General features: G+C 72.0%; 17 protein-coding genes and 2 rRNA genes (1 of these 19 only partly in view). 15 read left to right on the top strand and 4 right to left on the bottom strand.

What is annotated here, in order from left to right; genetic code table 11:
* Positions 1–2,218 (top strand): 23S ribosomal RNA (locus CLT72_RS15080); it begins 892 nt to the left of the window's first position.
* Positions 2,219–2,305: 87 nt separating this feature from the next.
* A 5S ribosomal RNA gene (gene rrf / locus CLT72_RS15075) occupies positions 2,306–2,422 on the top strand.
* 349 nt (positions 2,423–2,771) lie between these two features.
* Here the strand turns inward: rrf and CLT72_RS15070 are convergent.
* Positions 2,772–3,455, bottom strand: coding sequence for a hypothetical protein (locus CLT72_RS15070; protein ID WP_101412404.1), 684 nt, complete (start codon positions 3,453–3,455; stop codon positions 2,772–2,774).
* A gap of 69 nt (positions 3,456–3,524) precedes the next feature.
* Between CLT72_RS15070 and CLT72_RS15065 the strand changes: the two genes are divergently transcribed.
* Genes CLT72_RS15065 through CLT72_RS15055 form a run of 3 tightly spaced genes read left to right on the top strand, consistent with a single transcriptional unit; the run spans position 3,525 to position 7,857 of the window.
* Positions 3,525–6,143, top strand: a complete 2,619-nt coding sequence (locus CLT72_RS15065; RefSeq protein WP_101412403.1) for a valine--tRNA ligase — start codon at positions 3,525–3,527, stop codon at positions 6,141–6,143.
* Entirely contained in the window at positions 6,140–7,474 is a 1,335-nt protein-coding gene (locus tag CLT72_RS15060; protein ID WP_101412402.1) for a bifunctional folylpolyglutamate synthase/dihydrofolate synthase, read from the top strand. The genes CLT72_RS15065 and CLT72_RS15060 overlap by 4 nt, the downstream gene beginning before the upstream one ends.
* Complete coding sequence (locus CLT72_RS15055; protein ID WP_101412401.1) at positions 7,471–7,857, top strand: DUF4233 domain-containing protein; 387 nt, start codon at positions 7,471–7,473, stop codon at positions 7,855–7,857. Before CLT72_RS15060 ends, CLT72_RS15055 begins: the two co-directional genes overlap by 4 nt.
* 4 nt (positions 7,858–7,861) lie before the next feature.
* On the opposite strand, the gene CLT72_RS15050 is transcribed toward CLT72_RS15055, so the two are convergent.
* Positions 7,862–9,259: a VOC family protein gene (locus CLT72_RS15050; protein WP_101412400.1), complete on the bottom strand. Its 1,398-nt coding sequence runs from the start codon at positions 9,257–9,259 to the stop codon at positions 7,862–7,864.
* A gap of 143 nt (positions 9,260–9,402) precedes the next feature.
* Between CLT72_RS15050 and ndk the strand changes: the two genes are divergently transcribed.
* Complete coding sequence (ndk, locus tag CLT72_RS15045) at positions 9,403–9,828, top strand: nucleoside-diphosphate kinase (protein ID WP_088998851.1); 426 nt, start codon at positions 9,403–9,405, stop codon at positions 9,826–9,828.
* An 89-nt stretch (positions 9,829–9,917) separates the two neighbouring features.
* Here ndk and CLT72_RS15040 read toward each other — a convergent pair whose 3' ends face one another.
* Positions 9,918–10,358 carry a carboxymuconolactone decarboxylase family protein gene (locus CLT72_RS15040; protein WP_101412399.1) on the bottom strand — a complete coding sequence of 147 codons (441 nt, stop codon included), beginning with the start codon at positions 10,356–10,358 and terminating at the stop codon, positions 9,918–9,920.
* Between the two features lie 517 nt (positions 10,359–10,875).
* On the opposite strand from CLT72_RS15040, the gene ileS reads away from it, so the two are divergent.
* A complete protein-coding gene (ileS, locus tag CLT72_RS15035; RefSeq protein ID WP_101412398.1) occupies positions 10,876–14,091 on the top strand; it encodes an isoleucine--tRNA ligase in 3,216 nt (1,071 codons plus the stop codon).
* A gap of 154 nt (positions 14,092–14,245) precedes the next feature.
* The gene (locus CLT72_RS15030) at positions 14,246–14,941 is read left to right on the top strand and encodes a lysophospholipid acyltransferase family protein (protein ID WP_101412397.1); all 696 of its coding nucleotides are present in this window, start codon (positions 14,246–14,248) and stop codon (positions 14,939–14,941) included.
* Between the two features lie 76 nt (positions 14,942–15,017).
* Here CLT72_RS15030 and CLT72_RS32830 read toward each other — a convergent pair whose 3' ends face one another.
* A complete protein-coding gene (locus tag CLT72_RS32830; RefSeq protein ID WP_486484379.1) occupies positions 15,018–16,130 on the bottom strand; it encodes a hypothetical protein in 1,113 nt (370 codons plus the stop codon).
* Between the two features lie 583 nt (positions 16,131–16,713).
* Between CLT72_RS32830 and CLT72_RS15020 the strand changes: the two genes are divergently transcribed.
* From CLT72_RS15020 to obgE, 7 genes are all read left to right on the top strand, one after another.
* The gene (locus tag CLT72_RS15020) at positions 16,714–18,699 is read left to right on the top strand and encodes a TIGR03960 family B12-binding radical SAM protein (RefSeq protein WP_101412396.1); all 1,986 of its coding nucleotides are present in this window, start codon (positions 16,714–16,716) and stop codon (positions 18,697–18,699) included.
* A 170-nt stretch (positions 18,700–18,869) separates the two neighbouring features.
* Positions 18,870–19,604 (top strand): TIGR03936 family radical SAM-associated protein, encoded by a 735-nt coding sequence (locus CLT72_RS15015; protein ID WP_199184571.1) that lies wholly within the window; start codon positions 18,870–18,872, stop codon positions 19,602–19,604.
* Positions 19,605–19,735: 131 nt separating this feature from the next.
* Positions 19,736–22,909 carry an Rne/Rng family ribonuclease gene (locus CLT72_RS15010; protein ID WP_101412395.1) on the top strand — a complete coding sequence of 1,058 codons (3,174 nt, stop codon included), beginning with the start codon at positions 19,736–19,738 and terminating at the stop codon, positions 22,907–22,909.
* A gap of 118 nt (positions 22,910–23,027) precedes the next feature.
* Positions 23,028–23,540 carry a hypothetical protein gene (locus CLT72_RS15005; protein ID WP_101412394.1) on the top strand — a complete coding sequence of 171 codons (513 nt, stop codon included), beginning with the start codon at positions 23,028–23,030 and terminating at the stop codon, positions 23,538–23,540.
* A 188-nt stretch (positions 23,541–23,728) separates the two neighbouring features.
* Positions 23,729–24,043, top strand: coding sequence for a 50S ribosomal protein L21 (gene rplU / locus CLT72_RS15000; RefSeq protein WP_088975625.1), 315 nt, complete (start codon positions 23,729–23,731; stop codon positions 24,041–24,043).
* An 11-nt stretch (positions 24,044–24,054) separates the two neighbouring features.
* Positions 24,055–24,309: a 50S ribosomal protein L27 gene (gene rpmA, locus CLT72_RS14995; protein ID WP_101412393.1), complete on the top strand. Its 255-nt coding sequence runs from the start codon at positions 24,055–24,057 to the stop codon at positions 24,307–24,309.
* A gap of 91 nt (positions 24,310–24,400) precedes the next feature.
* Complete coding sequence (gene obgE / locus CLT72_RS14990) at positions 24,401–25,969, top strand: GTPase ObgE (RefSeq protein ID WP_250102073.1); 1,569 nt, start codon at positions 24,401–24,403, stop codon at positions 25,967–25,969.
* Positions 25,970–25,987: the final 18 nt, after the last annotated feature.

Below are 25,987 nucleotides of genomic sequence, written 5' to 3'. Positions count from 1 at the left end.
GGTTCTCCCCGAAATGCATTTAGGTGCAGCGTCGCGTGTTTCTTGCCGGAGGTAGAGCACTGGATGGTCTAGGGGGCCCACAAGCTTACCGAAATCAGCCAAACTCCGAATGCCGGTAAGTGAGAGCGCGGCAGTGAGACTGCGGGGGATAAGCTTCGTAGTCGAGAGGGAAACAGCCCAGATCACCAGCTAAGGCCCCTAAGCGTGTGCTAAGTGGAAAAGGATGTGGGGTCGCATAGACAACCAGGAGGTTGGCTTAGAAGCAGCCACCCTTTAAAGAGTGCGTAATAGCTCACTGGTCAAGTGGTTCCGCGCCGACAATGTAGCGGGGCTCAAGCACACCGCCGAAGCTGTGGCATTCACATTTTAACCTTGCAGCGCCTTGATGTGTTGTGCAGGTGTGTGGATGGGTAGGGGAGCGTCGTGCCGGGGGTGAAGCAGCGGGGTGACCCAGTTGTGGACGCGGCACGAGTGAGAATGCAGGCATGAGTAGCGAAAGAAGGGTGAGAAACCCTTCCGCCGGATGACCAAGGGTTCCAGGGCCAGGCTAATCCGCCCTGGGTGAGTCGGGACCTAAGGCGAGGCCGAGAGGCGTAGTCGATGGACAACGGGTTGATATTCCCGTACCCGCGAAAGAGCGTCCCTGATGAACCTCGTTGTGCTAACCATCCGAACTTGGGGCGGTCTTCGGACCAAACTGGGGGAGCGTGGGAACCTGGCGGGTAGTAGTCAAGCGATGGGGTGACGCAGGAAGGTAGCTGAGCCCGGCCGGTGGTTGTGCCGGGGTAAGCGTGTAGGCCGTGTTGTAGGCAAATCCGCAACACATGAAGGCTGAGACGTGATGCCGAGCCGATTCAGGTGAAGTCAGTGATCCTATGCTGCCGAGAAAAGCCTCTAGCGAGTTCTTAGCGGCCCGTACCCCAAACCGACACAGGTGGTCAGGTAGAGAATACCGAGGCGATCGGGCGAACTGTGGTTAAGGAACTCGGCAAATTGCCCCCGTAACTTAGGGAGAAGGGGGGCCGGAGACGTGAAGCCCCGCGCGGGTGGAGCGTTGTATGGCCGCAGAGAGCAGGGGGAAGCGACTGTTTACTAAAAACACAGGTCCATGCGAAGAAGTAATTCGATGTATATGGACTGACGCCTGCCCGGTGCTGGAACGTTAAGGGGACCTGTTAGCTCTTCGGGGCGAAGCGGAGAACTTAAGCGCCAGTAAACGGCGGTGGTAACTATAACCATCCTAAGGTAGCGAAATTCCTTGTCGGGTAAGTTCCGACCTGCACGAATGGCGTAACGACTTCCCCACTGTCTCAACCACAGGCCCGGCGAAATTGCATTACGAGTAAAGATGCTCGTTACGCGCGGCAGGACGGAAAGACCCCGGGACCTTTACTATAGCTTGACATTGGTATCTGAGTTAGCTTGTGTAGGATAGGTGGGAGCCGGTGAAGTCCATACGCCAGTATGGGTGGAGGCAATCTTGAAATACCACTCTGGTTGATTTGGGTATCTAACTTCGGACCGTTATCCGGTTCAGGGACAGTGTCTGGTGGGTAGTTTAACTGGGGCGGTTGCCTCCTAAAGGGTAACGGAGGCGCCCAAAGGTTCCCTCAGCCTGGTTGGCAATCAGGTGTTGAGTGCAAGTACACAAGGGAGCTTGACTGTGAGACTGACAGGTCGAGCAGGGACGAAAGTCGGGACTAGTGATCCGGCACTTGCGAGTGGAAGCGGTGTCGCTCAACGGATAAAAGGTACCCCGGGGATAACAGGCTGATCTTCCCCAAGAGTCCATATCGACGGGATGGTTTGGCACCTCGATGTCGGCTCGTCGCATCCTGGGGCTGTAGCAGGTCCCAAGGGTTGGGCTGTTCGCCCATTAAAGCGGTACGCGAGCTGGGTTTAGAACGTCGTGAGACAGTTCGGTCCCTATCCGCCGTGCGCGTAGGATACTTGAGAAGGGCTGTCCCTAGTACGAGAGGACCGGGACGGACGAACCTCTGGTGTGCCAGTTGTCCCGCCAGGGGCACGGCTGGTTAGCTACGTTCGGAAGGGATAACCGCTGAAAGCATCTAAGCGGGAAGCTCGCTTCAAGATGAGGTATCCCACCCCACTTTGTGGGGGTAAGGCCCCCAGCTAGACGACTGGGTTGATAGGCCGGAAATGTAAGCCCGGTAACGGGTTCAGTTGACCGGTACTAATAGGCCGAGGACTTGACTACTAAGCTGCTACGCGTCCACTGTGCAACTCTCGATAAACGAACAACAGACCACGCGGTGTGTGGTGTTGTTTGATATGTCGATAGAGTTACGGCGGTCATGGCGGAGGGGAAACGCCCGGTTACATTCCGAACCCGGAAGCTAAGCCCTCCAGCGCCGATGGTACTGCACTCGGGAGGGTGTGGGAGAGTAGGACGCCGCCGGACAATTTTTCGGTTCAGGGTCACCCTTCGGGGTGGCCCTGAACTGCGTTGGGCACCCTTTCCCGGACGGCGGGGTGCACGGATCATGTGCGCAGGCGTTTGCCTGCTGGGCTGCCGGCAGCGCACGCCTGGCGCGGCCATCCCGCCCGGTCTCCCGGGTATCCGGTGTCCCATCGGGCCAATGCGTCGGGCTACCGGCACGGCGAGGAGCAGGGCGCGGGCGCCGTTCAGGGAACGCGACCCGGTCTCGGACGTCGGCCGGCACTCGTTGAGTGACAGCGGTGAACCGGTGCTTTCGGCGATGGCGGCGACCGCTCGATTCCGAGCGGTGTGCGGCAGGCGCCGGGAGGCGTCAGCCGCGGGTCTGGATCTCCTCGCGGATCGAGCGGAACAGCCGGCCGGCGTCCTCGACGGCGCGGCCCGGCAGGATCGCCATCACCACGCTGCCGTGGTCGGCCCACCCGCAGACCGCGAAGTCGCCGCCGTCGCCGCTGGTGGTGCCGCACTTCATCACGCCGCCGAGGCGGCCGGCCGGCACCTTGCGCAACCCCGTCACCTTGCCGGTCTCGTCGGTGAGCAGCTTGAAGAGGCTGTCCAGGTCCCGTTCCGGCTGCCAGAGCAGGGTCGTACCGCCGAAGACGAGCACCGAGCGCTTCTCGTCGGCCGGGTCGCGGTAGACAATGCCGAAGCTGCTGTCCAGGTCGATGTCGGCGGCGAATCCGCTGCGCAGGTAGTCGGACGTGCTGCGGGCCCGGTCGCTGTCGTCCCGTACGAGGCCCGCCACCCGGTCGGGGGTGGCCAGATCGGCGTCCTTCTGCTGGGCGATCCGCATGCCGGCCGTACCGAGCACGGCGGCTCCCGCGAGTCCGACCAGCGCCGCCACGGCCCACGCCACCCGCCGACGCCTCGACCACGTCCCCCGCCGCTCCGGGGCGCTCTCCGGGTCCCGGTTGCTGAGCTGGATGGGCTCGTCGGTCAGGTCGATCGGCTCGGGCCCGTCGGCGGCCGGGCGCTCGGTGAGGTGTGCGTCGGACATAGCCGACACCGTACGCGAACAGCAGGTGGCGCACGTCGGGTCCCGGGAAGCGCTCCGTAGACTTTCAGGGTGACCGAGAGACTGGATGCCCGACGCCCCGACGCCCCCGCCCTTGCCGGCCAGTACCAGCCCGGCGAGGTAGAGCAGCGACGGTACGAGCAGTGGGTAGCCGCCGGACACTTCCGGGCGTCGGCGGACAGCGACAAGCCCCCCTTCACCATCGTCATCCCGCCGCCCAACGTCACCGGGTCCCTGCACATGGGCCACGCGTTCGAGCACACGCTGATGGACGCGCTGACCCGCCGCAAGCGGATGCAGGGCCACGAGGCGCTCTGGCTGCCCGGCATGGACCACGCCGGCATCGCCACCCAGAACCTGGTCGAGCGGCAGCTCGCCGGCGAGGGCCTGTCCCGCCACGACCTGGGCCGCGAGAAGTTCGTCGAGCGGGTGTGGCGGTGGAAGGCGGAGTCCGGCGGCGCGATCCTTGGCCAGATGCGCCGCCTCGGCGACTCCGTCGACTGGGACCGTGAGCGCTTCACCATGGACGAGGGCCTGTCCCGGGCCGTCCAGACCATGTTCAAGAAGCTCTTCGACGACGGGCTGATCTACCGGGCCAACCGGATCATCAACTGGTGCCCGCGCTGCCTGACCGCGCTGTCCGACATCGAGGTGGAGCACACCGACGACGACGGCGAGCTGATCTCGATCCGCTACAGCGACGACGTCGTGGTCGCCACCACGCGGGCCGAGACGATGCTCGGCGACACCGCTGTCGCCGTCCACCCCGACGACGAGCGCTACCGGCACCTGATCGGCACCGAGGTGGGCGTGCCGCTGACCGACCGGCGGATCCCGATCGTGGCCGACGAGCACGTCGACCCGAGCTTCGGCACCGGCATGGTCAAGGTGACTCCCGCGCACGACCCGAACGACTTCGAGATCGGCCAGCGGCACGACCTGCCCTCGCTGACGATCATGGACGAGCGGGGCGTCATCACCGCGCCCGGCCCGTTCCAGGGCCTGGACCGGTACGAGGCCCGCCCCGCGATCGTCGCCGCGCTGCGCGAGCAGGGCCGGATCGTCGCCGAGAAGCGGCCGTACGTGCACGCGGTGGGGCACTGCTCCCGGTGCAAGACGACCGTCGAGCCGAGGCTGTCGCTCCAGTGGTTCGTCGACACCGCCCCGCTGGCCAAGGCAGCCGGCGACGCGGTGCGCGACGGCCGGGTGAAGATCGAGCCGGCGGAGCTGGCCAAGCGGTACTTCGCCTGGGTCGACAACATGCACGACTGGTGCATCTCCCGCCAGCTCTGGTGGGGCCACCGCATCCCCGTCTGGTACGGCCCGGGCGGCGAGATCGTCTGCGTCGGCCCGGACGAGCAGCCGCCGACCGGCGCGGGTTGGCACCAGGACGAGGACGTGCTGGACACCTGGTTCTCCAGCGGTCTGTGGCCGTTCTCCACCCTCGGTTGGCCGGAGCAGACCCCCGACCTGGCGAAGTTCTACCCCACCAGCGTCCTGGTGACCGGCTACGACATCCTCTTCTTCTGGGTCGCCCGGATGATGATGTTCGGCCTGTACGCGATGGACGGCCGGCAGCCGTTCGACACGGTTGCCCTGCACGGCATGGTCCGCGACCAGTTCGGCAAGAAGATGTCGAAGTCGTTCGGCAACGTGGTCGACCCGCTGGACTGGATCGACCGCTACGGCGCCGACGCCACCCGGTTCACCCTCGCCCGGGGTGCCAACCCCGGCGGGGACGTGCCGGTCAGCGAGGAGTGGTGCCAGGGCTCGCGCAACTTCTGCAACAAGCTGTGGAACGCCACCCGGTTCGCGCTGCTCAACGGCGCGCACACCGAGGGGCCGCTGCCGGCGGCCGAGACGCTCTCGACGGTCGACCGGTGGATCCTGTCCCGGCTGGCGCACGTCACCGCCGAGGTCGACGAGCAGTTCGAGGCGTACGAGTTCGCGAAGGTCTGCGACCTGCTCTACCACTTCGCCTGGGACGACGTCTGCGACTGGTACGTGGAGCTGACCAAGCCGGTGCTCGCCGAGGGCGGTCCGGCCGCCGAGGCGACCCGCCGGGTGCTCGGGCACGTGCTGGACCAGCTGCTGCGGCTGCTGCACCCGGTCATCCCGTTCGTCACCGAGGAGTTGTGGACCGCCCTCACCGGCGGCGAGACGGTCATGACTGCCGCCTGGCCGGTGGCCGACCGTACCGGAGTCGACGACGCCGCGGAGGTCGAGGTCGGCACCCTCCAGCGGGTCGTCACCGAGATCCGGCGGTTCCGCTCGGACCAGGGGCTGCGCCCGACGCAGCGGGTCGCCGCGCGGCTCGACGGCCTGGCCGCCGCCGGCATCGCCGCGCACGAGCCGCTGATCCGGTCGCTGGTGCGCCTCGACGCGGCCGGCGACGACTTCCAGGCCAGCGCGACGCTCGCCATGCCCGGCGAGGTGAGCGTCGCCCTGGACACCCGGGGGACGATCGACGTGGCCGCCGAGCGGGCCCGGCTGACCAAGGACCGGGCGGCCGCCGAGAAGGAGGCCGCGCAGGCGCGGGCGAAGCTCGGCAACCCGGCGTTCGTCGACAAGGCGCCGGAGCCGGTGGTCGCCAAGATCCGCGACCGGCTCGCCGTCGCCGAGGCCGACCTCGTCCGCATCGACGCCGCTCTGGAGGCGCTGCCCTCGTGACCGACCGCACCGATTTCGCCGCCGTCGAGGCCGAGCTGGCCGGCCGCGGCTTCACCCGCATGGCCTTCGAGCTGGACAAGATCGAGTCGCTGCTGGACCTGCTCGGCAGCCCACAGCGGGCGTACCCGTCGATCCACCTGACCGGGACCAACGGCAAGACGTCGACGGCCCGGATGATCGACTCGCTGCTGCGGGCGTTCGGGCTGCACACCGGCCGCTACACGAGTCCGCACCTGGAGAGCGTCCGGGAGCGGATCAGCCTGGACGGCGAGCCGGTGGACGAGGGGCGGTTCGTCGCCACGTACCGGGAGATCGAGCCGCTGGCCCGGCTGGTCGACGAGCGTTCGGCGGAGCCGCTGACGTACTTCGACATGACCACCGCGCTGGCCTTCGCCACGTTCGCCGACGCCCCGGTGGACGTGGCGGTGGTCGAGGTGGGCCTGGGCGGGGCCGAGGACGCGACCAACGTGATCCAGGCCGGGGTGTGCGTGCTCACCCCGGTCGGGCTGGACCACACCGAGTGGCTGGGCGACACCATCCAGGACATCGCGCTGGCCAAGGCGGGGATCATCCACAAGGGCGCGACGGTGATCTCGGCGGCCCAGGAGGAGGAGGCCGCCGGGCCGATCCTGGAGCGCTGCGCCGAGGTCGGCGCGACCATCGCCCGGGAGGGCGCCGAGTTCGGGGCGCTGCGGCGGGCGGTCGCCGTCGGCGGGCAGGTGCTCACCCTCCAGGGCCTCGGCGGCGTCTACGAGGAGGTGTTCATCCCGCTGCACGGCGCCCACCAGGCGCAGAACGCGGCGGTGGCGCTGGCGGCGGTCGAGGCGTTCCTCGGCGCCGGGGCGAAGCGGCAGCTCGACGTCGAGGCGGTCCGGGAGGGCTTCGCCACCGCCAGCTCGCCGGGGCGGCTGGAGCGCGTACGCAGCGCGCCCACCATCCTGCTCGACGGGGCGCACAACCCGCACGGGATGGCCGCCACGGTGACGGCCCTCCAGGAGGAGTTCGCGTTCAGCAAGCTCGTCGCCGTGGTCGGCGTCCTCGCGGACAAGGACGCGGCCAGCCTGCTGGAACTGTTGGAGCCGGTGGTCGACCAGGTCGTGGTGACCCGCAACAGCTCGCCCCGGGCGCTCCCGGCCGATGAGCTGGCCGCGCTGGCGGCCGAGGTCTTCGGGCCCGACCGGGTGGAGGTGGCCGAGGAGATGCCGGACGCGATCGAGGCGGCGGTGGCGCTGGCCGAGGAGGACGTACCGGGGGAGCTGAGCGGGGTCGGGGTGCTGGTCACCGGATCGGTGGTGACCGTGGCCGACGCCCGCCGGCTGCTGAAGCGATGAGCGGGCCGCACCGGCCGGGCGGCACCCCCGGCGGGCGGCCGCCGCGACGCTCCGGGCTGCGGAACCCGGAGCGGGCGGTCCGTGGCCTCGGCGCCGGCACGCTGAGCCTGGAAGCGCTGGTGCTGGTGCTGGCCATCCAGCCCATCCGGGTCGTCGGCGGCGACCTGGGTGGCGCGGCGATCGGGGTGGTCGTGGCGCTGGCCGTGGCGGCGGTGCTGTTGGCCGGCATGATGCGCCGGCCGTGGGCCTGGCACGCCGGCACCGTCCTTCAGGGGCTGCTGATGCTGGCCGGCCTGCTGCACTGGTCGCTGTTCGTGCTGGGCGTCGTCTTCGCCCTGGTGTGGGCGTACGCCCTGCACGTGCGCCGGGTCATCCTGGGCTGACGGGTCAGGCCTCGGCGCGTTCCCGCCACTGGGTCAGGGCGATGCCGTGGCCGTCCGGGTCGCGGAACGCCGCCGCCCACACCTCCAGCTTCGTGCCCCGGTTGACCACCCGGGGGGCGTACGTGAACCGGACGCCCGTCCCGCGCAGCCGCTCGTAGGCGGAGCCGATGTCGTCGACCTCGAGGTTGACGTGCACCAGGCGGCGGCTGATCGGCGCCGCCTCGGTCACCTCCCGCAGCACCAGGCGGGTCGTGCCCGAGGAGAGGACCGCGTTGCCCGAACCCCGGTCGACCTCGGCGAAGCCCAGGTCCCGGTAGAAGTCGAGCGAGCGGGGCAGGTCGGTGACCAGCAGGGTCAGGCCCACCCCGGCGATCGGCGCCCCGAACTCGTCGCCGGCGGCGGTCTCCCCGTCGTCGGCGCCGGTCGCCGGCCCGGGGCCGAAGATCGCCTCGTCCAGTTCCTCCGGGCTGATCCGCTGGTCGCGGACCCGGTCGCGTGGCGGGGCGGGATCGTCCAGGGGCAGGTCGATCGGGTCCGCCGGCGGGGGCGGGTCGAGGCGCTCCCTGGGTGTGTCGAACCGCTCCTCGGCGGGCGGGCGGGGCGTCGGGGTGGCCCGGCGCGGCAGGGTGCCGGCGGCGGGCTGCTCGACGAGCGTGCCCTCCAGCACGACCGGCCCACCCGGGCGCTGGTGCACCACGACGGGCTCGCGCTCCTCGGGCTGCCTGCCCCGGTCGTCGCCGAGCGGGTCGCCCAGCGGGTCCCCGACGGGGTCACCCAGGGGATCGCCGGCCGGGGGCCGGAAGTCGTCGCGGAAGTCCTCCCGGAAGTCGCCGCGGAAGTCGTCCCGCAAGTCGTCGTCCGGCGCCCGGTCCGCCCACGGCGGGGCCTCCTGCTGGATCAGCACGTCGTCCAGCGGCTCGGCGCCCGCGTACTCCGGCGGCAGGTCGGCCGCGACGGCGGCGGCGGCGGTCTCGGCGTGGGTGGGCACGTCGTCCCAGAGCACCCGGACGTGCCGCTGGTCGTCCAGGGCCACCCGGATCGGCAGCGTCTGGCCCAGCGAGGGCCACTTCGCCACCGGCACCCGCGGCTCGATGATCTTCTTGGACCGGGGCGGCAGCCCCGGGGCGTCGATCACGAGCTGGAGCTCGCAGCGGCCGAAGGCGTACTGGGTGGGCGGCTCGGAGGCGCTGTGCACGTGGCCCTCGCCGACCACCCAGGTGCGCCCGCCCCCGCGCACCGTGGCCAGCGCGATGGCCAGCACCAGCAGGGCGACCCCCAGCGCCACGATCGCCCAGCTGGTCATGCCGAGGCCGAAGAGGACGACGAAGGTGGCCACGGTGCCCAGCACCGCGGCGATCAGCTTGCGTACCGGCGCGATGGGTCGGTTCCCGCCATTCGCCACAGTGGACCTCCCGAGGGTCAAGGGCCAGGCTAGGCCGGATCGGCCGCCGGAGGAAGGACCGACCGCCGCGCCGGCGCCGGGACCGGGTCGCTAGGCTGACCGTACCCAGCCCGACCGTCTTGTGCGCACAGGAGGAACCCAGCGTGTCCAGCAGCAGCCCCGATGAGCGCACCCTCGTACTGATCAAGCCCGACGCGGTCCGCCGTGGGCTGGTCGGCGAGGTGATCTCCCGTTTCGAGCGCAAGGGGCTGCGGATCGACGCCATGCAGGCGCGCACGCTGGACGGCGACTTCGCCGACCAGCACTACGCCGAGCACGTGGACAAGCCGTTCTACCCGCCGCTGAAGGACTTCATGACCGGTGGCCCGCTGGTGGCGCTGGTGCTCTCCGGCGACCAGGTGATCGAGGTCGTACGCGGCATGATCGGCGCGACCGACGGCCGCAAGGCCGCTGCCGGCACGATCCGCGGCGACCTCTCCCTGTCCAACCGGGAGAACCTGGTGCACGCCTCCGACTCGCCCGACAGCGCCAAGCGCGAGATCGCGCTCTGGTTCCCCGAGCTGGGCTGATCCACCCGGGAGCGCGGCACCGGCCGGTGCGCGTCGCGCACCGGCCGGTGCGCGTCGCGCACCGGCCGTCGGCGTCGCGTCGGTGACCGTCACGCCTCCGCGGGCAGTTCGGTGCGGCAGGTCACGGCGATGCGGTTCCACACGTTGATGGTGGCGATCGCCATCAGCAGGTCCGCGAGTTCCTTCTCCGGCCACACCTTCGCCGCCGCGTCCCAGACGTCGTCGGGCACGCCGTGCTCGCCGAGCCGGGTCACCGCGTCGGTGAGCGCCAGCGCGGTCCGCTCCCGCTCGTCGAAGAAGGGCGCCTCCCGCCACGCGGCGACGGCGAAGAGCCGCCGGTCCGACTCGCCCGCCGCGAGCGCGTCCCGGCTGTGCATGTCGACGCAGAACGCGCAGCCGTTCAGCATCGACGCCCGCAGCTTCACCAGCTCCAGCACGGTGTGCCCGACGTTCGCCCGGACGTACTTCTCCAGCCCCAGCACGGCCTGGTACGCCTGCGGTGCCACCTCGGCCACGTTGATCCGTTGCATGACGGCCCTCCTCGGTCCGGTCTGTCTCGACACCCACACGACGGCGCGCCCAGGCGCGGCGTGACAGCGGCGGACGTGAGCCCGGTCACGCCGTTCGGCGGCGGGTCGGCTCCGCCGGACGGCCAGGAGAGCCCAGCGGCGGAACCGGCCGCGACGGAGCTGCCCCGAGCCGCCGGCGGACCTCGTGGGCCTGCCGGACGGCGTCGGGGCAGATCCCGACCCCGCCCGGGCGGGTTTACTCGGCGGCGATCTTTCGGGGTGGTCGGGTAACCTTGGCGGTCGTAAGGCGATGACCCGGCCATCACCGGTGAGCCTCCGGAAGAACAGCCGGCTGACGCCGGCCCAGTAGAACCGGACGGGTCCGGCCCGTCACAGCCGGCCAACGAGCGGGCGGTCGATCCTGACCGTCAAGCGGGGTGGTACCGCGGGCCTGCCCGGGGGCGCCGTCGAGGCGCGTCCGAGAAGGCTCGTCCTCGCAGACCACATGACCAGTGAGCTGCGAGGAGAACGACCCGCGATGGCCTATCCGTTGCACGACCCGACCGCCGCCGGCGTCCCGGCGAGCCCGGACCTGCCCGCGGTCGAGCGCCGGGTCCTGGAGCACTGGACGGCCGACAAGACCTTCGAGGCCTCGGTCGAGGCCAGGCCGGCCTCCGGCCGGCGACCGGAGACCACGGACGCAGCCGGAGGCGGCGTCGCAGGCGACGCCGACAACGAGTACGTCTTCTACGACGGCCCGCCGTTCGCCAACGGCCTGCCGCACTACGGGCACCTCTTCACCGGCTACGTCAAGGACGTGGTGCCGCGCTACCAGACGATGCGCGGTCGCCGGGTCGAGCGGCGCTTCGGCTGGGACTGCCACGGCCTGCCCGCCGAGGTGGTCGCCGAGAAGCAGCTCGGCATCACCAGCAAGGCGGAGATCCTCGACCTCGGCGTGGCCCGGTTCAACGAGGCGTGCCGCAGCTCCGTGCTGGAGTTCACCCACGACTGGGAGCGCTACGTCACGCGCCAGGCCCGCTGGGTCGACTTCGCCAACGACTACAAGACCCTCGACCTGGACTACATGGAAAGCGTCATGTGGGCCTTCAAGACCCTGCACGACAAGGGCCTGGTCTACGAGGGCTTCCGGGTGCTGGCGTACTGCTGGCGGTGCGAGACGCCGCTGTCGAACACCGAGACCCGGATGGACGACGTCTACCGGGACCGGCACGACCCGACGCTGTCGGTGTGGTTCGCGCTCACCCCCGACGAGGACGCGCCGGAGCTGGTACGCGGGCCGGTACGCCTCGGCGTCTGGACCACCACGCCGTGGACCCTGCCGTCCAACCTCGCGCTCGCCGTCGGCCCCGACATCGAGTACGCGGTGCTGGAGCGCGACGGGCAGCGCCACGTCGTCGGGGCGGCGCGGCTGGCCGCGTACGCCAAGGAGCTGGAGGGCTACGAGCAGGTCGGCACCGTCTCCGGCCGGGACCTGGTCGGGCGCCGCTACACCCCGCTGTTCGACTTCCTCGTCGAGCAGGCGGGCCCGAACGCCTACCAGGTGCTCGGCGCGGAGTTCGTCACCACCGAGGACGGCACCGGGATCGTCCACCTGGCTCCGGCCTTCGGCGAGGACGACCAGAACGTCTGCAACGCGGCCGGCATCCCCACCATCGTCACGGTGGACGACCACACCCGGTTCACCGCGCTGGTGCCGCCGTACGAGGGTGAGCAGGTCTTCGACGTCAACAAGCCGGTGATCCGGGAGCTGAAGGAGCGGGGGGTGGTGCTCAAGCAGGACACCTACACCCACTCCTACCCGCACTGCTGGCGCTGCGACACCCCGCTGGTCTACAAGGCGGTGTCGTCGTGGTTCGTCGCGGTGACGCAGTTCAAGGACCGGATGGTCGAGCTCAACCAGCAGATCAACTGGACGCCGGGGCACATCAAGGACGGCTCGTTCGGCAAGTGGCTGGCCAACGCCCGCGACTGGTCGATCAGCCGGAACCGGTTCTGGGGCTCGCCGATCCCGGTGTGGAAGTCCGACGACCCCAACCACCCGCGGGTCGACGTCTACGGCTCGCTGGCGGAGATCGAGCGGGACTTCGGCGTACGCCTGGGCGACCTGCACCGGCCGGCGGTGGACGAGCTGGTCCGCCCCAACCCGGACGACCCGACGGGGAAGTCGACGATGCGCCGGGTGCCGGAGGTGCTGGACTGCTGGTTCGAGTCCGGCTCGATGCCGTTCGCCCAGGTGCACTACCCGTTCGAGAACCGCGAGTGGTTCGAGCACCACTACCCGGGCGACTTCATCGTGGAGTACATCGGCCAGACCCGCGGCTGGTTCTACACCATGCACGTGCTGGCCACCGCGCTGTTCGACCGGCCGGCGTTCCGCAACTGCCTGAGCCACGGCATCCTGCTCGGCTCCGACGGGCGCAAGATGTCCAAGAGCCTGCGCAACTACCCGGACGTCTACCACGTGTTCGACTCGTACGGTTCGGACGCGATGCGCTGGATGCTGATGTCCTCGCCGGTGCTGCGCGGCGGGGACATGGCGGTGACCGAGGGGAACATCCGCGACTCGGTGCGCCAGGTGCTGCTGCCGCTGTGGAACGTCTGGTACTTCTTCTCGCTCTACGCCAACGCCGACGGGTACCGGGCCAAGCGGAAGACGGACGCGGCGCCGACGGGCGGCGCAGCCGCCGGCCACCTGCTCGACCGGTACGTGCTGGCGAAGACCAACGAGCTGGTGTCGACGGTCCAGGAGCAGATGGACGCGTACGACATCTCGGGCGCCTGCGCCACCGTCCGGTCCTACCTGGACGCGCTGACCAACTGGTACGTCCGGCGGTCCCGGGACCGGTTCTGGTCCGGTGACGCGGAGGCGTTCGACACCCTGTGGACGGTGCTGGAGACGCTGTGCCGGGTGGTGGCGCCGCTGGCGCCGCTGACGGCGGAGGAGATCTGGCGCGGCCTGACCGGCGAGCGGTCGGTGCACCTGACCGACTGGCCGTCGGCGGAGGACTTCCCGGCCGACCACGAGCTGGTCGCCGCGATGGACGCCACCCGGGAGGTCTGCTCGGCGGCGTTGTCGCTGCGCAAGGCCAAGGGCCTGCGGGTGCGGCTGCCGCTGGCGAGGCTCACCGTCGCCTCGCCTGTGGCGGTGCAGCTGCGCCCCTTCGGCGACCTGGTCGCCGACGAGGTCAACGTGAAGGCGGTGGAGTTCACCGACGAGGTGTCGGCGTACTGCCAGCAGGTGCTGACCGTGGTGCCGCGCGCGCTCGGCCCCCGGGTCGGCAAGCAGGTGCAGCAGGTCATCAAGGCGGTCAAGGCGGGGCAGTGGGAGCTGGTCGACGGCGCCCCGGTCGCCGCCGGCGTCACCCTCGCCGAGGGCGAGTACGAGCTGCGCCTGGTCGCCGCCGACGCCGAGCACTCCGCGCCGCTGCCCGGCGGGGAGGGCGTGGTCGTGCTGGACACCGAGGTCACCCCCGAGCTGGCCGCCGAGGGTCTGGCCCGCGACGTCGTCCGGGTGGTGCAGCAGGCCCGCCGCGACGCCGACCTGGACGTCTCGGACCGGGTCGTGGTGGCGCTGTCGGCCGGCGAGGAGGTGCGCGCGGCGGTGGCGGCGTACACCGACTTCGTGGCCCGGGAGGTGCTGGCCGACTCCGTCGACTTCGCCGACGGGGTCGACGGCTTCACCGGTGAGGTCGGCGAGGGCGAACGGGTGACGGTGGCCGTCCGCAGGGTATGAGTCCGTGCGGTGGGGGGGGCGGTCCGCCGGACCGCCCCCCACCAGCCCCGACACGCCCGCTCACCTGGCGGTCGACCCGCCACCCCGACGACGCCGCGTGGACCCGTCGGTTACCGTGACACCGCCTGTTCGCACACACTCCGCCGGAGGACCAGTGCCCCTGCTCTACACCATCGGCAAGCTCACCGTGGCGCCCGCGCTCCGGCTGGCCTTCCGTCCGACCGTGGAGGGGTTGGAGCACATTCCGGGCACGGGGGGTGCGATCTTCGCGGGCAACCACCTCTCGGTCGCCGACGAGCTGTTCCTCGGCACCGTGGTCCCCCGGCACCTGGCGTTCTGGGCGAAGTCGGAGTACTTCAAGGGCACCGGCCCGAAGGGCGCCCTCTCCAAGCACGTGCTCACCGGCCTGGGCGCCATCCCGGTCGAGCGGGCCGGCGGGCGCGCGGCGCTGTCCGCGTTCGACGCCGCCATCCCGGTGCTCAAGGCCGGCGACCTGGTCGCGGTCTATCCGGAGGGGACCCGGTCGCCGGACGGCCGGCTCTACCGGGGGCGCACCGGGGCGGCCCGGCTGGCGGTGGCGGCCGGCGTGCCGATCATCCCGGTCGGCATGACCGGCACCGACAAGGCCCAGCCCATCGGGACCCGGGTGCCCCGCCCTGGCCGCGCCAAGATCACCATCCGGTTCGGCAAGCCGCTCGACTTCACCGGCCGGCCGGACGACCGCACGTCGCTGCGCGAGATGACCGACGAGGTCATGGCCGAGATCCAGAAGCTCACCGGCCAGGAGTACGTGCCACGCTACGCCCCGCCGCGCGCGCACTCCGCCACCCCCGGTGACACCCCGGCCTGAGCCGGTCACGGGGGGCGGCCGAGCCGCGCCGCTGCTCCAGCGTCGACGGCGTGGAGCCGGTCGAGCCGCGAAGACCCTACTTCTGGTTGGTCGTGACCACCTGCTCGCGCAGGGTGCCGAGCAGGGTGGCGCTGTCGTCGAGGGAGAGCCGGGTGAAGACCGCGGTGGCGATGCTGCCGTGGTCGACCGAGGTGCACACCACCACGTCCTGGCCATCGGCCCGGCCCACCGCGCAGCGCTGGTGGCGGCCGCGTACGCCGGTGTCGACGACCTGTGCCTCGCCGAGGGAGTACTGCCCGGTGAGGCGGGTCATCTCGTCCTCCGCGTCGGACTCGGGGGTGAACCGGAAGCCGGTGCCGCCGAAGACCGTCACCCGCTTGCCGGCGGGCGTGGCGTAGACGCCGGCGAAGGTGTCCTCGGCCAGCCAGTGTGCCTTGCGCACCTCCGTCTCCAGTTGCTTGGCGGTCGCCTTGCTGGTGTTGTCGTCGCGCAGCCGCAGGTCGGCCACCTCGGCGGGCAGGGCGGCGTCGGCCGGGTACTGCGACGCCATCGGCACGCCGTAGTAGGCCGGGCAGCCGCAGCAGCAGGCCAGCATGAGCAGCATGATCCACGGCCACCGGCGCCGCTTGCGGGTGGGCTTCGGGGCGTACCCCTGGGGGGCCTGCGGTCCGGCCGGCGGCGCGGACGCCTGACGCTGCTGGGGCGGCGCGGGCGGCGTCGGTGGGGGCGGCGCCGGACGGGCGGGCGCCGGCGGCCGGGAGGCCGGCGGCGGCGAGACGGGGTAGGCCACGGGCGGCGGCGAGACGGGGTACGCCGGCGGCGCGGCGGCCGGGTAGGCGACCCGGGGCGGCGCGGGCCGCGGCGGCTCCGGCGGCGCGGGGGAGTGCACGGGTGCGGCCGGCGGCCCGGAGTGGGGCCGGGGCGACGGCGCCACGGGGTAGGGCAGCGTCGGTGTCGGCGGCGGGGGTGGCGGCAGGTCCCACCCGCCGGTGTCCGCGCCCGCCCACGGGTCGACCGGGGTGAGGTGCTCGGGTTGCTCCGGCGGGGGCGGGGGCGCCGGTGCCGGCACCGGGGGGAGCACGGCCGATTCGCCCCAGGCCCGCTTGCGTGGCTTCGGCGGGGGGACCGCCGCCGAACCGCTCCACCGGGGCGCGGGCGGCTCGGCCGGCTGCTCGTCGGCGGGGAACATCCGGGTGCCCTGCGGGCCGACGGCCGGCGGACCGTCGCCGGGCAGGAGCCGGGTGCCCTCCGGGCCGACACCGGCCGGGTGCTCGGGCGCGGCGGCGCGCGTGTCGTCCGACCCGGCGCCGTCGGCGTCCCTCGGCCCGCTGCCGTCCGTGCCCCGCCCGGCGTCGCCGGAGCCCCGCGACCCGGCGTCCGCGTCGTGCGGGACGTCGGCGGTCGCGGTCGACCCGGGGTCGTCGGTGGGCAGCTCACGGGTGCCCTCCGGGCCCGTGCCGCCGGTGGGGGCGGGTGCTGCGGGGGAGGTCGGGGGCTCCTCGGTGACCGCCGGATCCTGAACCTGGTCCTGACCCGGGGGGCTCCCGTCGGCCGGCCGGTCCGTGCCCGGCTGCGGCTGCGGCATCGCGGCAATCTCCTCTCGCGCCGGTCCGAGGTTAGTACCGACGCGCCAGCGGGGCGATCCCGGCCACCGCCGTCGCCGGCACCGCACGCGGCCGGGCGGACGCGTCGCGGGGCCGCCGCGCCGTCGCGGCGCGCGACGCCCGCCGTGCGCGCGGTGGCCGCCGCCGGGCCGCGTACCCTTGGGCATCATGAGCGTCCCGTCCACCACGCCGCGCCCCGCCGCGGCCAATTCGATCTGGCCCCGGCTGGAGCCGCTGCTGCCCCAGGTGACCAAGCCCATCCAGTACGTCGGTGGCGAGCTGGGCGCGGTGGTCAAGGACTGGGACGCGGCGGCCGTGCGCTGGGCGTTGATGTACCCCGACGCCTACGAGGTCGGCCTGCCCAACCAGGGCGTGCAGATCCTCTACGAGGTGCTCAACGAGCTGCCCGACGTGCTCGCCGAGCGGACGTACGCGGTCTGGCCGGACCTGGAGAAGCTGATGCGCGCGCACGGCGTGCCGCAGTTCACCGTCGACGCGCACCGTTCGGTACGCGACTTCGACGTCTTCGGCGTCTCCTTCTCCACCGAGCTGGGCTACACGAACCTGCTCACCGCGATCGACCTGGCCGGCATCCCGCTGCTCGCCGCCGACCGCACCGACGCCGACCCGGTGATCGTGGCCGGCGGCCACGCCGCGTTCAACCCGGAGCCGATCGCCGACTTCGTCGACGCCGCCGTGCTCGGCGACGGCGAGGAGGCGGTCCTGGAGATCACCGGGATCGTGCGGGAGTGGAAGGCCGAGGGCTCCCCGGGCGGGCGAGACGAGCTGCTGCTGCGCCTGGCCCGCACCGAAAGCGTCTACGTGCCGCGCTTCTACGACGTGGACTACCTGCCCGACGGCCGCATCCAGCGGGTCGTGCCGAACCGGCCGGACGTGCCGTTCCGGGTGCACAAGCGCACGACCATGGATCTGGACGCCTGGCCGTACCCGAAGAAGCCCCTGGTGCCGCTCGCGGAGACCGTGCACGAGCGGTACGCGGTGGAGATCTTCCGGGGCTGCACGCGGGGCTGCCGGTTCTGCCAGGCCGGCATGATCACCCGGCCGGTGCGGGAGCGCTCCATCACCACCGTCGGGCAGATGGTGCGCGAGGGGCTGGAGTTCTCCGGCTTCCACGAGGTGGGCCTGCTGTCGCTGTCGTCGGCGGACCACTCCGAGATCGGCGACATGTGCTCCGGCCTGGCCCAGCAGTACGAGGGCACCAACGTCTCGCTCTCGCTGCCGTCCACCCGGGTGGACGCGTTCAACATCGACCTCGCGCAGGAGCTGTCCCGCAACGGCCGGCGTACCGGCCTGACCTTCGCCCCTGAGGGCGGCTCGGAGCGGATCCGCAAGGTCATCAACAAGATGGTGTCGAAGGAAGACCTCATCCGCACCGTCGTCACCGCGTACACGAACGGCTGGCGGCAGGTGAAGCTGTACTTCATGTGCGGCCTGCCCACCGAGACCGACGACGACGTCCTCGAGATCGCGGACATGGCCCACGAGGTCATCCGGGCCGGCCGGGCCGCCACCGGCTCGAAGGACATCCGCTGCACGGTCTCCATCGGCGGGTTCGTGCCGAAGCCGCACACCCCGTTCCAGTGGGCGCCGATGGAGCGGCCGGAGGTCATCGACGGCCGGCTCAGGATGCTCAAGCAGGCGATCAACGCGGACCGCTCGCTCGGCCGGGCGATCGGCTTCCGCTACCACGACGGCGAGCCGTCGCTGATCGAGGGCCTGCTCAGCCGGGGTGACCGCCGCGTCGGCGCGGTGATCCGCCGGGTCTGGGAGAACGGCGGCCGGTTCGACGGCTGGAGCGAGCACTTCTCCTACCAGCGTTGGGTGCAGGCGGCGGCCGAGGTGCTGCCCGCCTTCGGGGTCGACCTCGACTGGTACACGACCCGCCAGCGCGACGAGCTGGAGGTCCTGCCCTGGGACCACCTGGACTCGGGCCTGGACAAGGACTGGCTCTGGCAGGACTGGCAGGATTCGCTCAGCGAGTACGAGCAGGACGACTGCCGGTGGACCCCGTGCTTCGACTGCGGCGTCTGCCCGTCGATGGACACCGAGATCCAGATCGGCCCGACGGGGAAGAAGCTGCTCCCGCTGACCCCGGTCAACGGCCTGAAGCTGCCCACCCCCGCCCAGCCCTGACCCGACCCGGACCCCCACCCAACCCCGGGCCCCCATTGCGTCGATCATGAGGTTGTCGCCACCGCGACGGCGTGTCGCCGGCGACAACTTCATGATCAACGAGCACTGACCGGACGAGGAGCACGACGATCAGCAGGAAACCACAGCCAGAGGGCGGTCAGGCACCCGTCGTGCAGCGGGTCCGGATCCGGTACGCCAAGCGCGGCCCGCTGCGCTTCACCTCGCACCGGGACTTCGCCCGCGCGTTCGAGCGGGCGCTGCGCCGGGCGGGCGTGCCGATCGCCTTCTCCCAGGGCTTCACCCCGCACCCCAAGATCTCGTACGCCAGCGCCGCCCCGACGGGCGTGGCGAGCGAGGCTGAGTACCTGGAGATCGGCCTGCGCGAGCAGGTCGACCCGGCGGAGCTGCGCGCCGCGCTGGACGCCGCCCTCTCGCCGGGGCTCGACGTGCTCGACGCGGTCGTGGCCTCGGGGGGAAGTCTTGCCGACCGGATCGAGGCGTCGCACTGGCGCATCGAGTTGCCCGAGATCGACCCGGCCGTCCTGCAACGGGCGGTTTCCGCCTTCACGGCCGCCGAAGAGGTGCTGGTCGAGCGGATGACCAAGCAGGGCCGGCGCACCTTCGACGCCCGCGCGGCGGTGATCCGCATCGATGTCGTGGCGTCGCCGGAGACGCCTTCCGGGGCCCCGGCCGTACCGTGTGCGATACTCGAACTGGTCGTGCGGCAGGTCACCCCCTCCGTGCGGCCCGATGACGTCCTTTCCGGCCTCCGCGTGGTGGCCGACCTGGAGCCGCCGGTCTCGCCGAGGGTGATCCGGCTGGCACAGGGCACGCTGACCGCGCAGGATGCGATCGCGGATCCGTTGGACGCGGACCGCGACGGGGCAACCATCGGTGAACACTGACCGTCGGTCAGCGTTCAGGTAGGCAGACTTCGGCGGTCGCGCACCGTGCGCGCCCGGCGGAAACACTTTTGCGGCGACCCTGCGTGGCAGCGCTCACCCGCGCCCGGGGCAGCCAGAACTGGAGAACGTCCATGCTCGAGAACGAGCCCGAGGGCGGCGAACGGACCGGTTCACAGCCGGCCGGCGAGACCGCTGACGACAGCACCGTCGGGACCGCCACCGGGGCGGGCAACGCCCCCACGGCGGAGCACGCCGCCGGAGCGACGAGCGCCGCTGACGGCGGGAACCCCCCCGCGGCGGAGCACGCCGGCGCCGACCAGGGCGGCACCGGCGAGGGCGAGCAGGCCCCGGCCGCGCCGGCACGACGGCGTACCACCCGGCGGCGGGCCACGCCGCTGAACCAGCCGGAGCAGACCGAGGTGCCCGTCGAGGCGTCCACGGCGTCCGTGTCGGGCAGCGGCGAGGCGCCGCAGGCCGAGGTGTTCGCCCCCGTCTCCGGCGACCTCGACGCCGCCCCGAAGGCGACGCGCCGCCGCCGCAAGGCCACCACCGCGAAGGTCGCCGAGGACACCGCCGCGCAGACCCCGGAGGCCGCCGCGCCGGCACCCGAGGCCGTCACCCAGCCCGCCGAGGCCACCGGGGAGGCGCCGGCCGCAGCCGACCAGGCGCCCACCGGGCCGGTCGTGCCGCCGGTCAAGGCGACCCGTACCCGTCGGAAGAAGGCCGCCCCCGCCGCGGCCGAGCCAGCCGCCGAGACCCCGACCGACGTCGCCGGCGCCGCCCCCCTCGGGGTCGTGGAGCAGCCGCCTGCCGGGGTCGAGCCGGAGGCCGGCACCGGATTCGGCGCCGCCGCCCCGCCCGTCGCGGTCAGCGGCGCCGAGAGCCGTTCCGGCGAGGTCCCGCCGGGCGTCGCGGTCACCGCGCCCGCCGAGGAGGAGGAGCCGACCGAGGAGGTCGAGCCGGTCGTCGAGCCGGAGCCGGAGCCCGAGCCGCGCACCCGCCGCCGGCGGGCCGCGCTCTCCGCGCCCACCGTGCTCTTCATGGCCCCACAGCCGGAGGACGTCCCGGTCGCCCGGATCGTCGCGCCGGCACCGGAGCCGGAGCCGGAGGAGCAGCCCGCCGCCGAGGAGCCGGTCGAGCCGGCGCGCCGTCGCCGGCGTGGCCGCCGCGACGCCGAGGTGGTCGAGGCCGTCGAGCTCGAGGAGCCGGTGGAGGAGGCCGAGGAGGCCGCCGAGGACGAGGACGAGGACGACGAGAGCGCCGCGGCCCGGCGCCGGCGCCGGCGTGGCCGCCGCGGCCGTGGCCGGGGCAAGGGCGGCGCGGACGACGCCGAGGACGAGGAGTCCGAGGAGGCCGCGCAGGCCGAGGCGGAGGAGACCGAGGGCGACGAGGACGAGGACGCCGAGGGCGGCGACGCGCTGACCCGGCGCCGGCGCCGTCGCCGTCGCCGGGGTGCCGGCGACGTCGAGGCGGGCGCCGACGACGGCGTGCCGACCGTCGTCAAGATCCGTGAGCCGCGCAAGACCGTCGACGAGGTGCAGGGCGTCTCCGGCTCCACCCGCCTGGAGGCCAAGCGCCAGCGCCGCCGCGACGGCCGCGAGCAGCGCCGTACCCGGCCGCCGATCCTCAGCGAGTCGGAGTTCCTGGCCCGGCGGGAGGCCGTCGACCGGGTGATGGCGGTACGCCAGCGCGGCGACCGTACCCAGATCGCCGTCCTGGAGGACGGGGTGCTCGTCGAGCACTACGTCACCCGCAACTCCTCCGGCACCATGGCCGGCAACGTCTACCTCGGCAAGGTGCAGAACGTCCTGCCCAGCATGGAGGCGGCCTTCGTCGACATCGGGCGCGGCCGCAACGCCGTCCTGTACGCCGGCGAGGTCAACTGGGACACCACCGGCCTGGAGGGGCGGGCCCGCTCGATCGAGCAGGCGCTGCGCTCCGGCGACTCGGTGCTGGTGCAGGTCACCAAGGACCCGATCGGCCACAAGGGCGCGCGGCTGACCAGCCACATCGCGCTCTCCGGCCGGCACCTGGTCTACGTGCCCCACGGCAACGCCTCCGGCATCAGCCGCAAGCTGCCCGACACCGAGCGCAAGCGGCTGCGCGACGTGCTGAAGAAGCTGGTGCCGGACGGCGCGGGCGTGATCGTCCGGACGGCCGCCGAGGGCGCCAGCGAGGATGAGCTGGCGCGCGACGTCAAGCGGCTCCAGGCGCAGTGGGAGGACATCCAGGCCAAGGCGACCGAGGGCGGCGCCCCGGTGCTGCTCTACGAGGAGCCGGACCTGGTCATCCGGGTCGTCCGGGACCTGTTCAACGAGGACTTCCGCGAGCTGGTGATCGAGGGCGAGCAGTCGTACGACATCGTCGAGTCGTACCTGTCGCACGTCTCGCCCGACCTGGTCGCCCGGCTGCGCCGGCACGTCGGCACCGCCGACGTCTTCGCCGAGTACCGCATCGACGAGCAGATCATCAAGGGGCTGGACCGCAAGGTCTTCCTCCCCTCGGGCGGCTCGCTGGTGATCGACCGGACCGAGGCGATGACGGTCATCGACGTCAACACCGGCAAGTACACCGGCTCCGGGGGCAACCTGGAGGAGACGGTCACCCGCAACAACCTGGAGGCGGCCGAGGAGATCGTCCGCCAGCTCCGGCTGCGCGACCTCGGCGGCATCGTGGTGATCGACTTCATCGACATGGTGCTGGAGTCCAACCGTGAGCTGGTGCTGCGCCGGCTGACCGAATGCCTGGGCCGGGACCGCACCAAGCACCAGGTCACCGAGATCACCTCGCTCGGGTTGGTGCAGATGACCCGCAAGCGGATCGGCGCGGGCCTGCTGGAGGCGTTCAGCGAGACCTGCGAGTGCTGCAAGGGCCGGGGTCTGATCATCCACACCGAGCCGGTGCCGGAGAAGCCGCGTACCGGCGGTGGCGGCGCGGGGGAGAAGGTCAAGGCGGTCGCCTCCGCCGTGACCGCCCCGGCGGCGGAGCCGGCCGCCGGAACCTCCCGGCGTCGGGCGCGTAAGGGCGCGCCGGCCGAGCGCACCGTGGCGGAGGTCACCGAGACCGTCGCCGACGCGGCCCCGGACGCCGAGTACCACGACACCATGGGCTACGATCTGTCCCGCTACGAGGCGGACACCACCGCCACCGGCGAGGCCGCCGACAGCCAGACGGGTGAGTCGGCCCGGCTCGCCGCCCCGGACGACCCGGACGCGCTCTCCGACGCCGAGGGCGACGACTCGGAGGGCGGCTCCGGCCGGCGCCGGTCCCGCCGCAGCGGCGCGCGGCGGCGTACCCGGCCGTGACCGGCTGATCGGTCCGACGTGTGACAGGGCCCCGTCCCCGGCGATGTCCGGCGGGCGGGGCCCTGTCGTATGGTCGATCCCCGGCCACGAACGGCCGCCTGCGGTCAGGAGAAGAACGATGCGCCGTCTGCTCGCCGTCACCGCGCTCACCGCCGTCCTGCTCGCCGGCTCCGGGTGCGCGGCCGAGCGGCCGGAGCGGGCCGCCCCGCCCGGCGGCGCCCCGACGGGCCCGGCGACGGGCGGACCCGCCGGCGGCGCGACGACGGGCGCCCGCCCCGGCGCCGGCAGCGGGGCGGCGGGCGGCAACGCGCCCGAGGTGTGTGCCGCGGCACAGCGGGCCGGCGAGACGGCCGTGCGGACGTACGTCGAGGAGCTCGGCAAGATGGTCGCGGCGGTCGGGGCGGACGACGCGGCGGCGGCCCGGACCGCCCGTGAGCGCATCTCCACCGCGCTGACCGACTGGCGCAGCACGCTGCGGCGCGAGTCGACCCGGGCCGAGGACGCGCAGCTCAAGACCCTTCTCGCGGACATGGCGGCGGAGGTCGGCACGCTGGGGACCGACGTCGACTCGATCGACGAGACCGAGCTGGACCGGCTCCGGCAGCGCCTCGACCAGCTCTGCGCCCGCTGACCGGCGGGCCCGGTTTGGGCGTCGGCCCTCCGATGGCGTACGCTGGCCTGCGGTGCACTTTGGTGTACCGAGTTCTCGCGTGCCCGTGCCGCCGTGCCTCTGCTACCCGGCGAGCCGCCGCGGGAACAGCCGACCGGCAACGGTGGGAAAAGACGCTAGCAGCCTCAACGACAGGGAGTGCGCCTCCGATGTACGCGATCGTCAAGACCGGCGGCAAGCAGTACAAGGTCGCCGAGGGCGACGTGATCGAGGTCGAGAAGCTCGTCGGTGCCCCCGGCGACGCGGTGAAGCTCACCGCGGTGCTCCTCGTCGACGGTGACGACCTGGTGACCGACGCGGCGAAGCTTGCCAAGGTCGCGGTGTCCGGCGAGATCGCCGCGCACACCAAGGGCCCGAAGATCCGGATCCACAAGTTCAAGAACAAGACCGGCTACCACAAGCGCCAGGGTCACCGCCAGCCGTTGACCCAGGTCAAGGTGACCGGCATCTCCAGCGGGAAGTAGGTCGTCCTCACATGGCTCACAAAAAGGGTGCGTCCAGCTCGCGCAACGGCCGTGACTCCGCGGCCCAGCGGCTCGGCGTGAAGCGCTTCGGTGGTCAGGTCGTCAGCGCGGGTGAGATCCTCATCCGTCAGCGTGGCACCAAGTTCCACCCCGGTGACCTGGTCGGCCGCGGCGGAGACGACACGCTCTTCGCGCTGGCCGCCGGTTCGGTCCAGTTCGGCACCAGGCGCGGTCGCAAGACCGTCAGCATCGTGCCGCAGCAGTAGTTCGAAGGCGTTGCGGGCCGCGGACCTCGTGTCCCGGCCCGCTTTGCTTTTTTCGTGCGGGGCGTGACCCTCGCTGGAAGGATTGACGTCCGTGGCGACGTTCGTTGACCGGGTCGTCCTGCACCTGCAGGCTGGCGATGGCGGGCACGGTTGTGCCTCGATCCACCGGGAGAAGTTCAAGCCGTTCGGCGGCCCCGACGGCGGCAACGGCGGGCACGGCGGCAGCGTGTCCCTGGTGGTCGACCCGCAGGTGACGACGCTGCTGGACTTCCACTTCCGCCCGCACGTCAAGGCCGAGAACGGCAAGGGTGGCGCCGGGTCGAACCGGGACGGCGCGAACGGCCGCAACCTCGTGCTCAAGGTGCCGAACGGCACCGTGGTGCAGGCCCCCGACGGCACGGTCCTGGCCGACATGGTCGGCGCCGGCACGACGTTCGAGGTGGCCCGGGGCGGGCGCGGCGGCCGGGGCAACGCGTCGCTGGCCAACGCCCGGCGCAAGGCCCCCGGCTTCGCCGAGTTGGGCGAGCCCGGCGAGCAGCTCGACGTGGTGCTGGAGCTCAAGAGCGTCGCCGACGTCGGGCTGGTGGGCTTCCCCTCGGCCGGCAAGTCGTCGCTGATCTCGGTGATCTCCGCCGCCAAGCCGAAGATCGCCGACTACCCCTTCACCACCCTGGTGCCCAACCTGGGCGTGGTCCGGCTGGACAACCACACCTTCACCGTCGCCGACGTGCCCGGCCTGATCCCCGGCGCGGCCACCGGCAAGGGCCTCGGCCTGGAGTTCCTGCGGCACATCGAGCGCTGCGCGGTGCTGGTGCACGTCATCGACACCGCCACGCTGGAGCCCGGCCGGGACCCCGTCGCCGACATCGACACCATCGAGGCCGAGCTGACCGAGTACGGGGGCCTGGCCGACCGCCCCCGCCTCGTGGCGCTCAACAAGATCGACGTGCCGGACGGCCGGGACCTGGCCGAGATCGTCCGCCCCGACCTGGAGGCGCGCGGCTTCCAGGTGTTCGAGGTCTCCGCGGCGACGCGCGAGGGGCTCAAGGAACTCATGTACGCCATGGCGGAGCTGGTGGAGCAGGGCCGCCGGGCCGCGCCGCCGGCCGAGGCGACCCGGATCGTGATCCGGCCCCGGGCCGTCGACGACGCCGGCTTCACCATCGAGGCCGCGCCGGACGGCGCCTGGGTCGTGCGCGGTGTGCGTCCCGAGCGGTGGGTGCGGCAGACGAACTTCGACAACGACGAGGCCGTCGGCTACCTGGCCGACCGGCTGGCCCGGCTGGGCGTCGAGGAGAAGCTCGGCAAGGCCGGCGCGGAGCCGGGCGACCTGGTCCGCATCGGCGAGCGCGAGTTCGACTGGCAGCCCACCCTCTACGCGGGCGCCGACTTCGTCCCCGGCAACCGGGGCACCGACGTCCGGCTGGAGGAGAAGTCCACCCGGGCCTCGGCCGCCGAGCGGCTGGCGGCCCGCAAGGCCCGCCGGCAGCGCCCGGAGGACGAGGTCGAGGGCACCGACGCCGACCTCTCGGACGACGTCGACCCGTTGGACGGCTTCGACGAGGCCGGGCCGGCCCGGGAGGCCGGTCCGTCCGACGGGCCTGGTCCTTTCCCCGAGCTCGACCCGTCCCGTAGCGCGGCGGCGGGCGACGCCGAATAGCCCGCTCCGGCGGGCGAC

This window comes from Micromonospora sp. CNZ309 (genome assembly GCF_002846525.1).
Note: the sequence above shows the minus strand (reverse complement) of the source record. Positions and strands in the feature narration are given on the sequence as shown.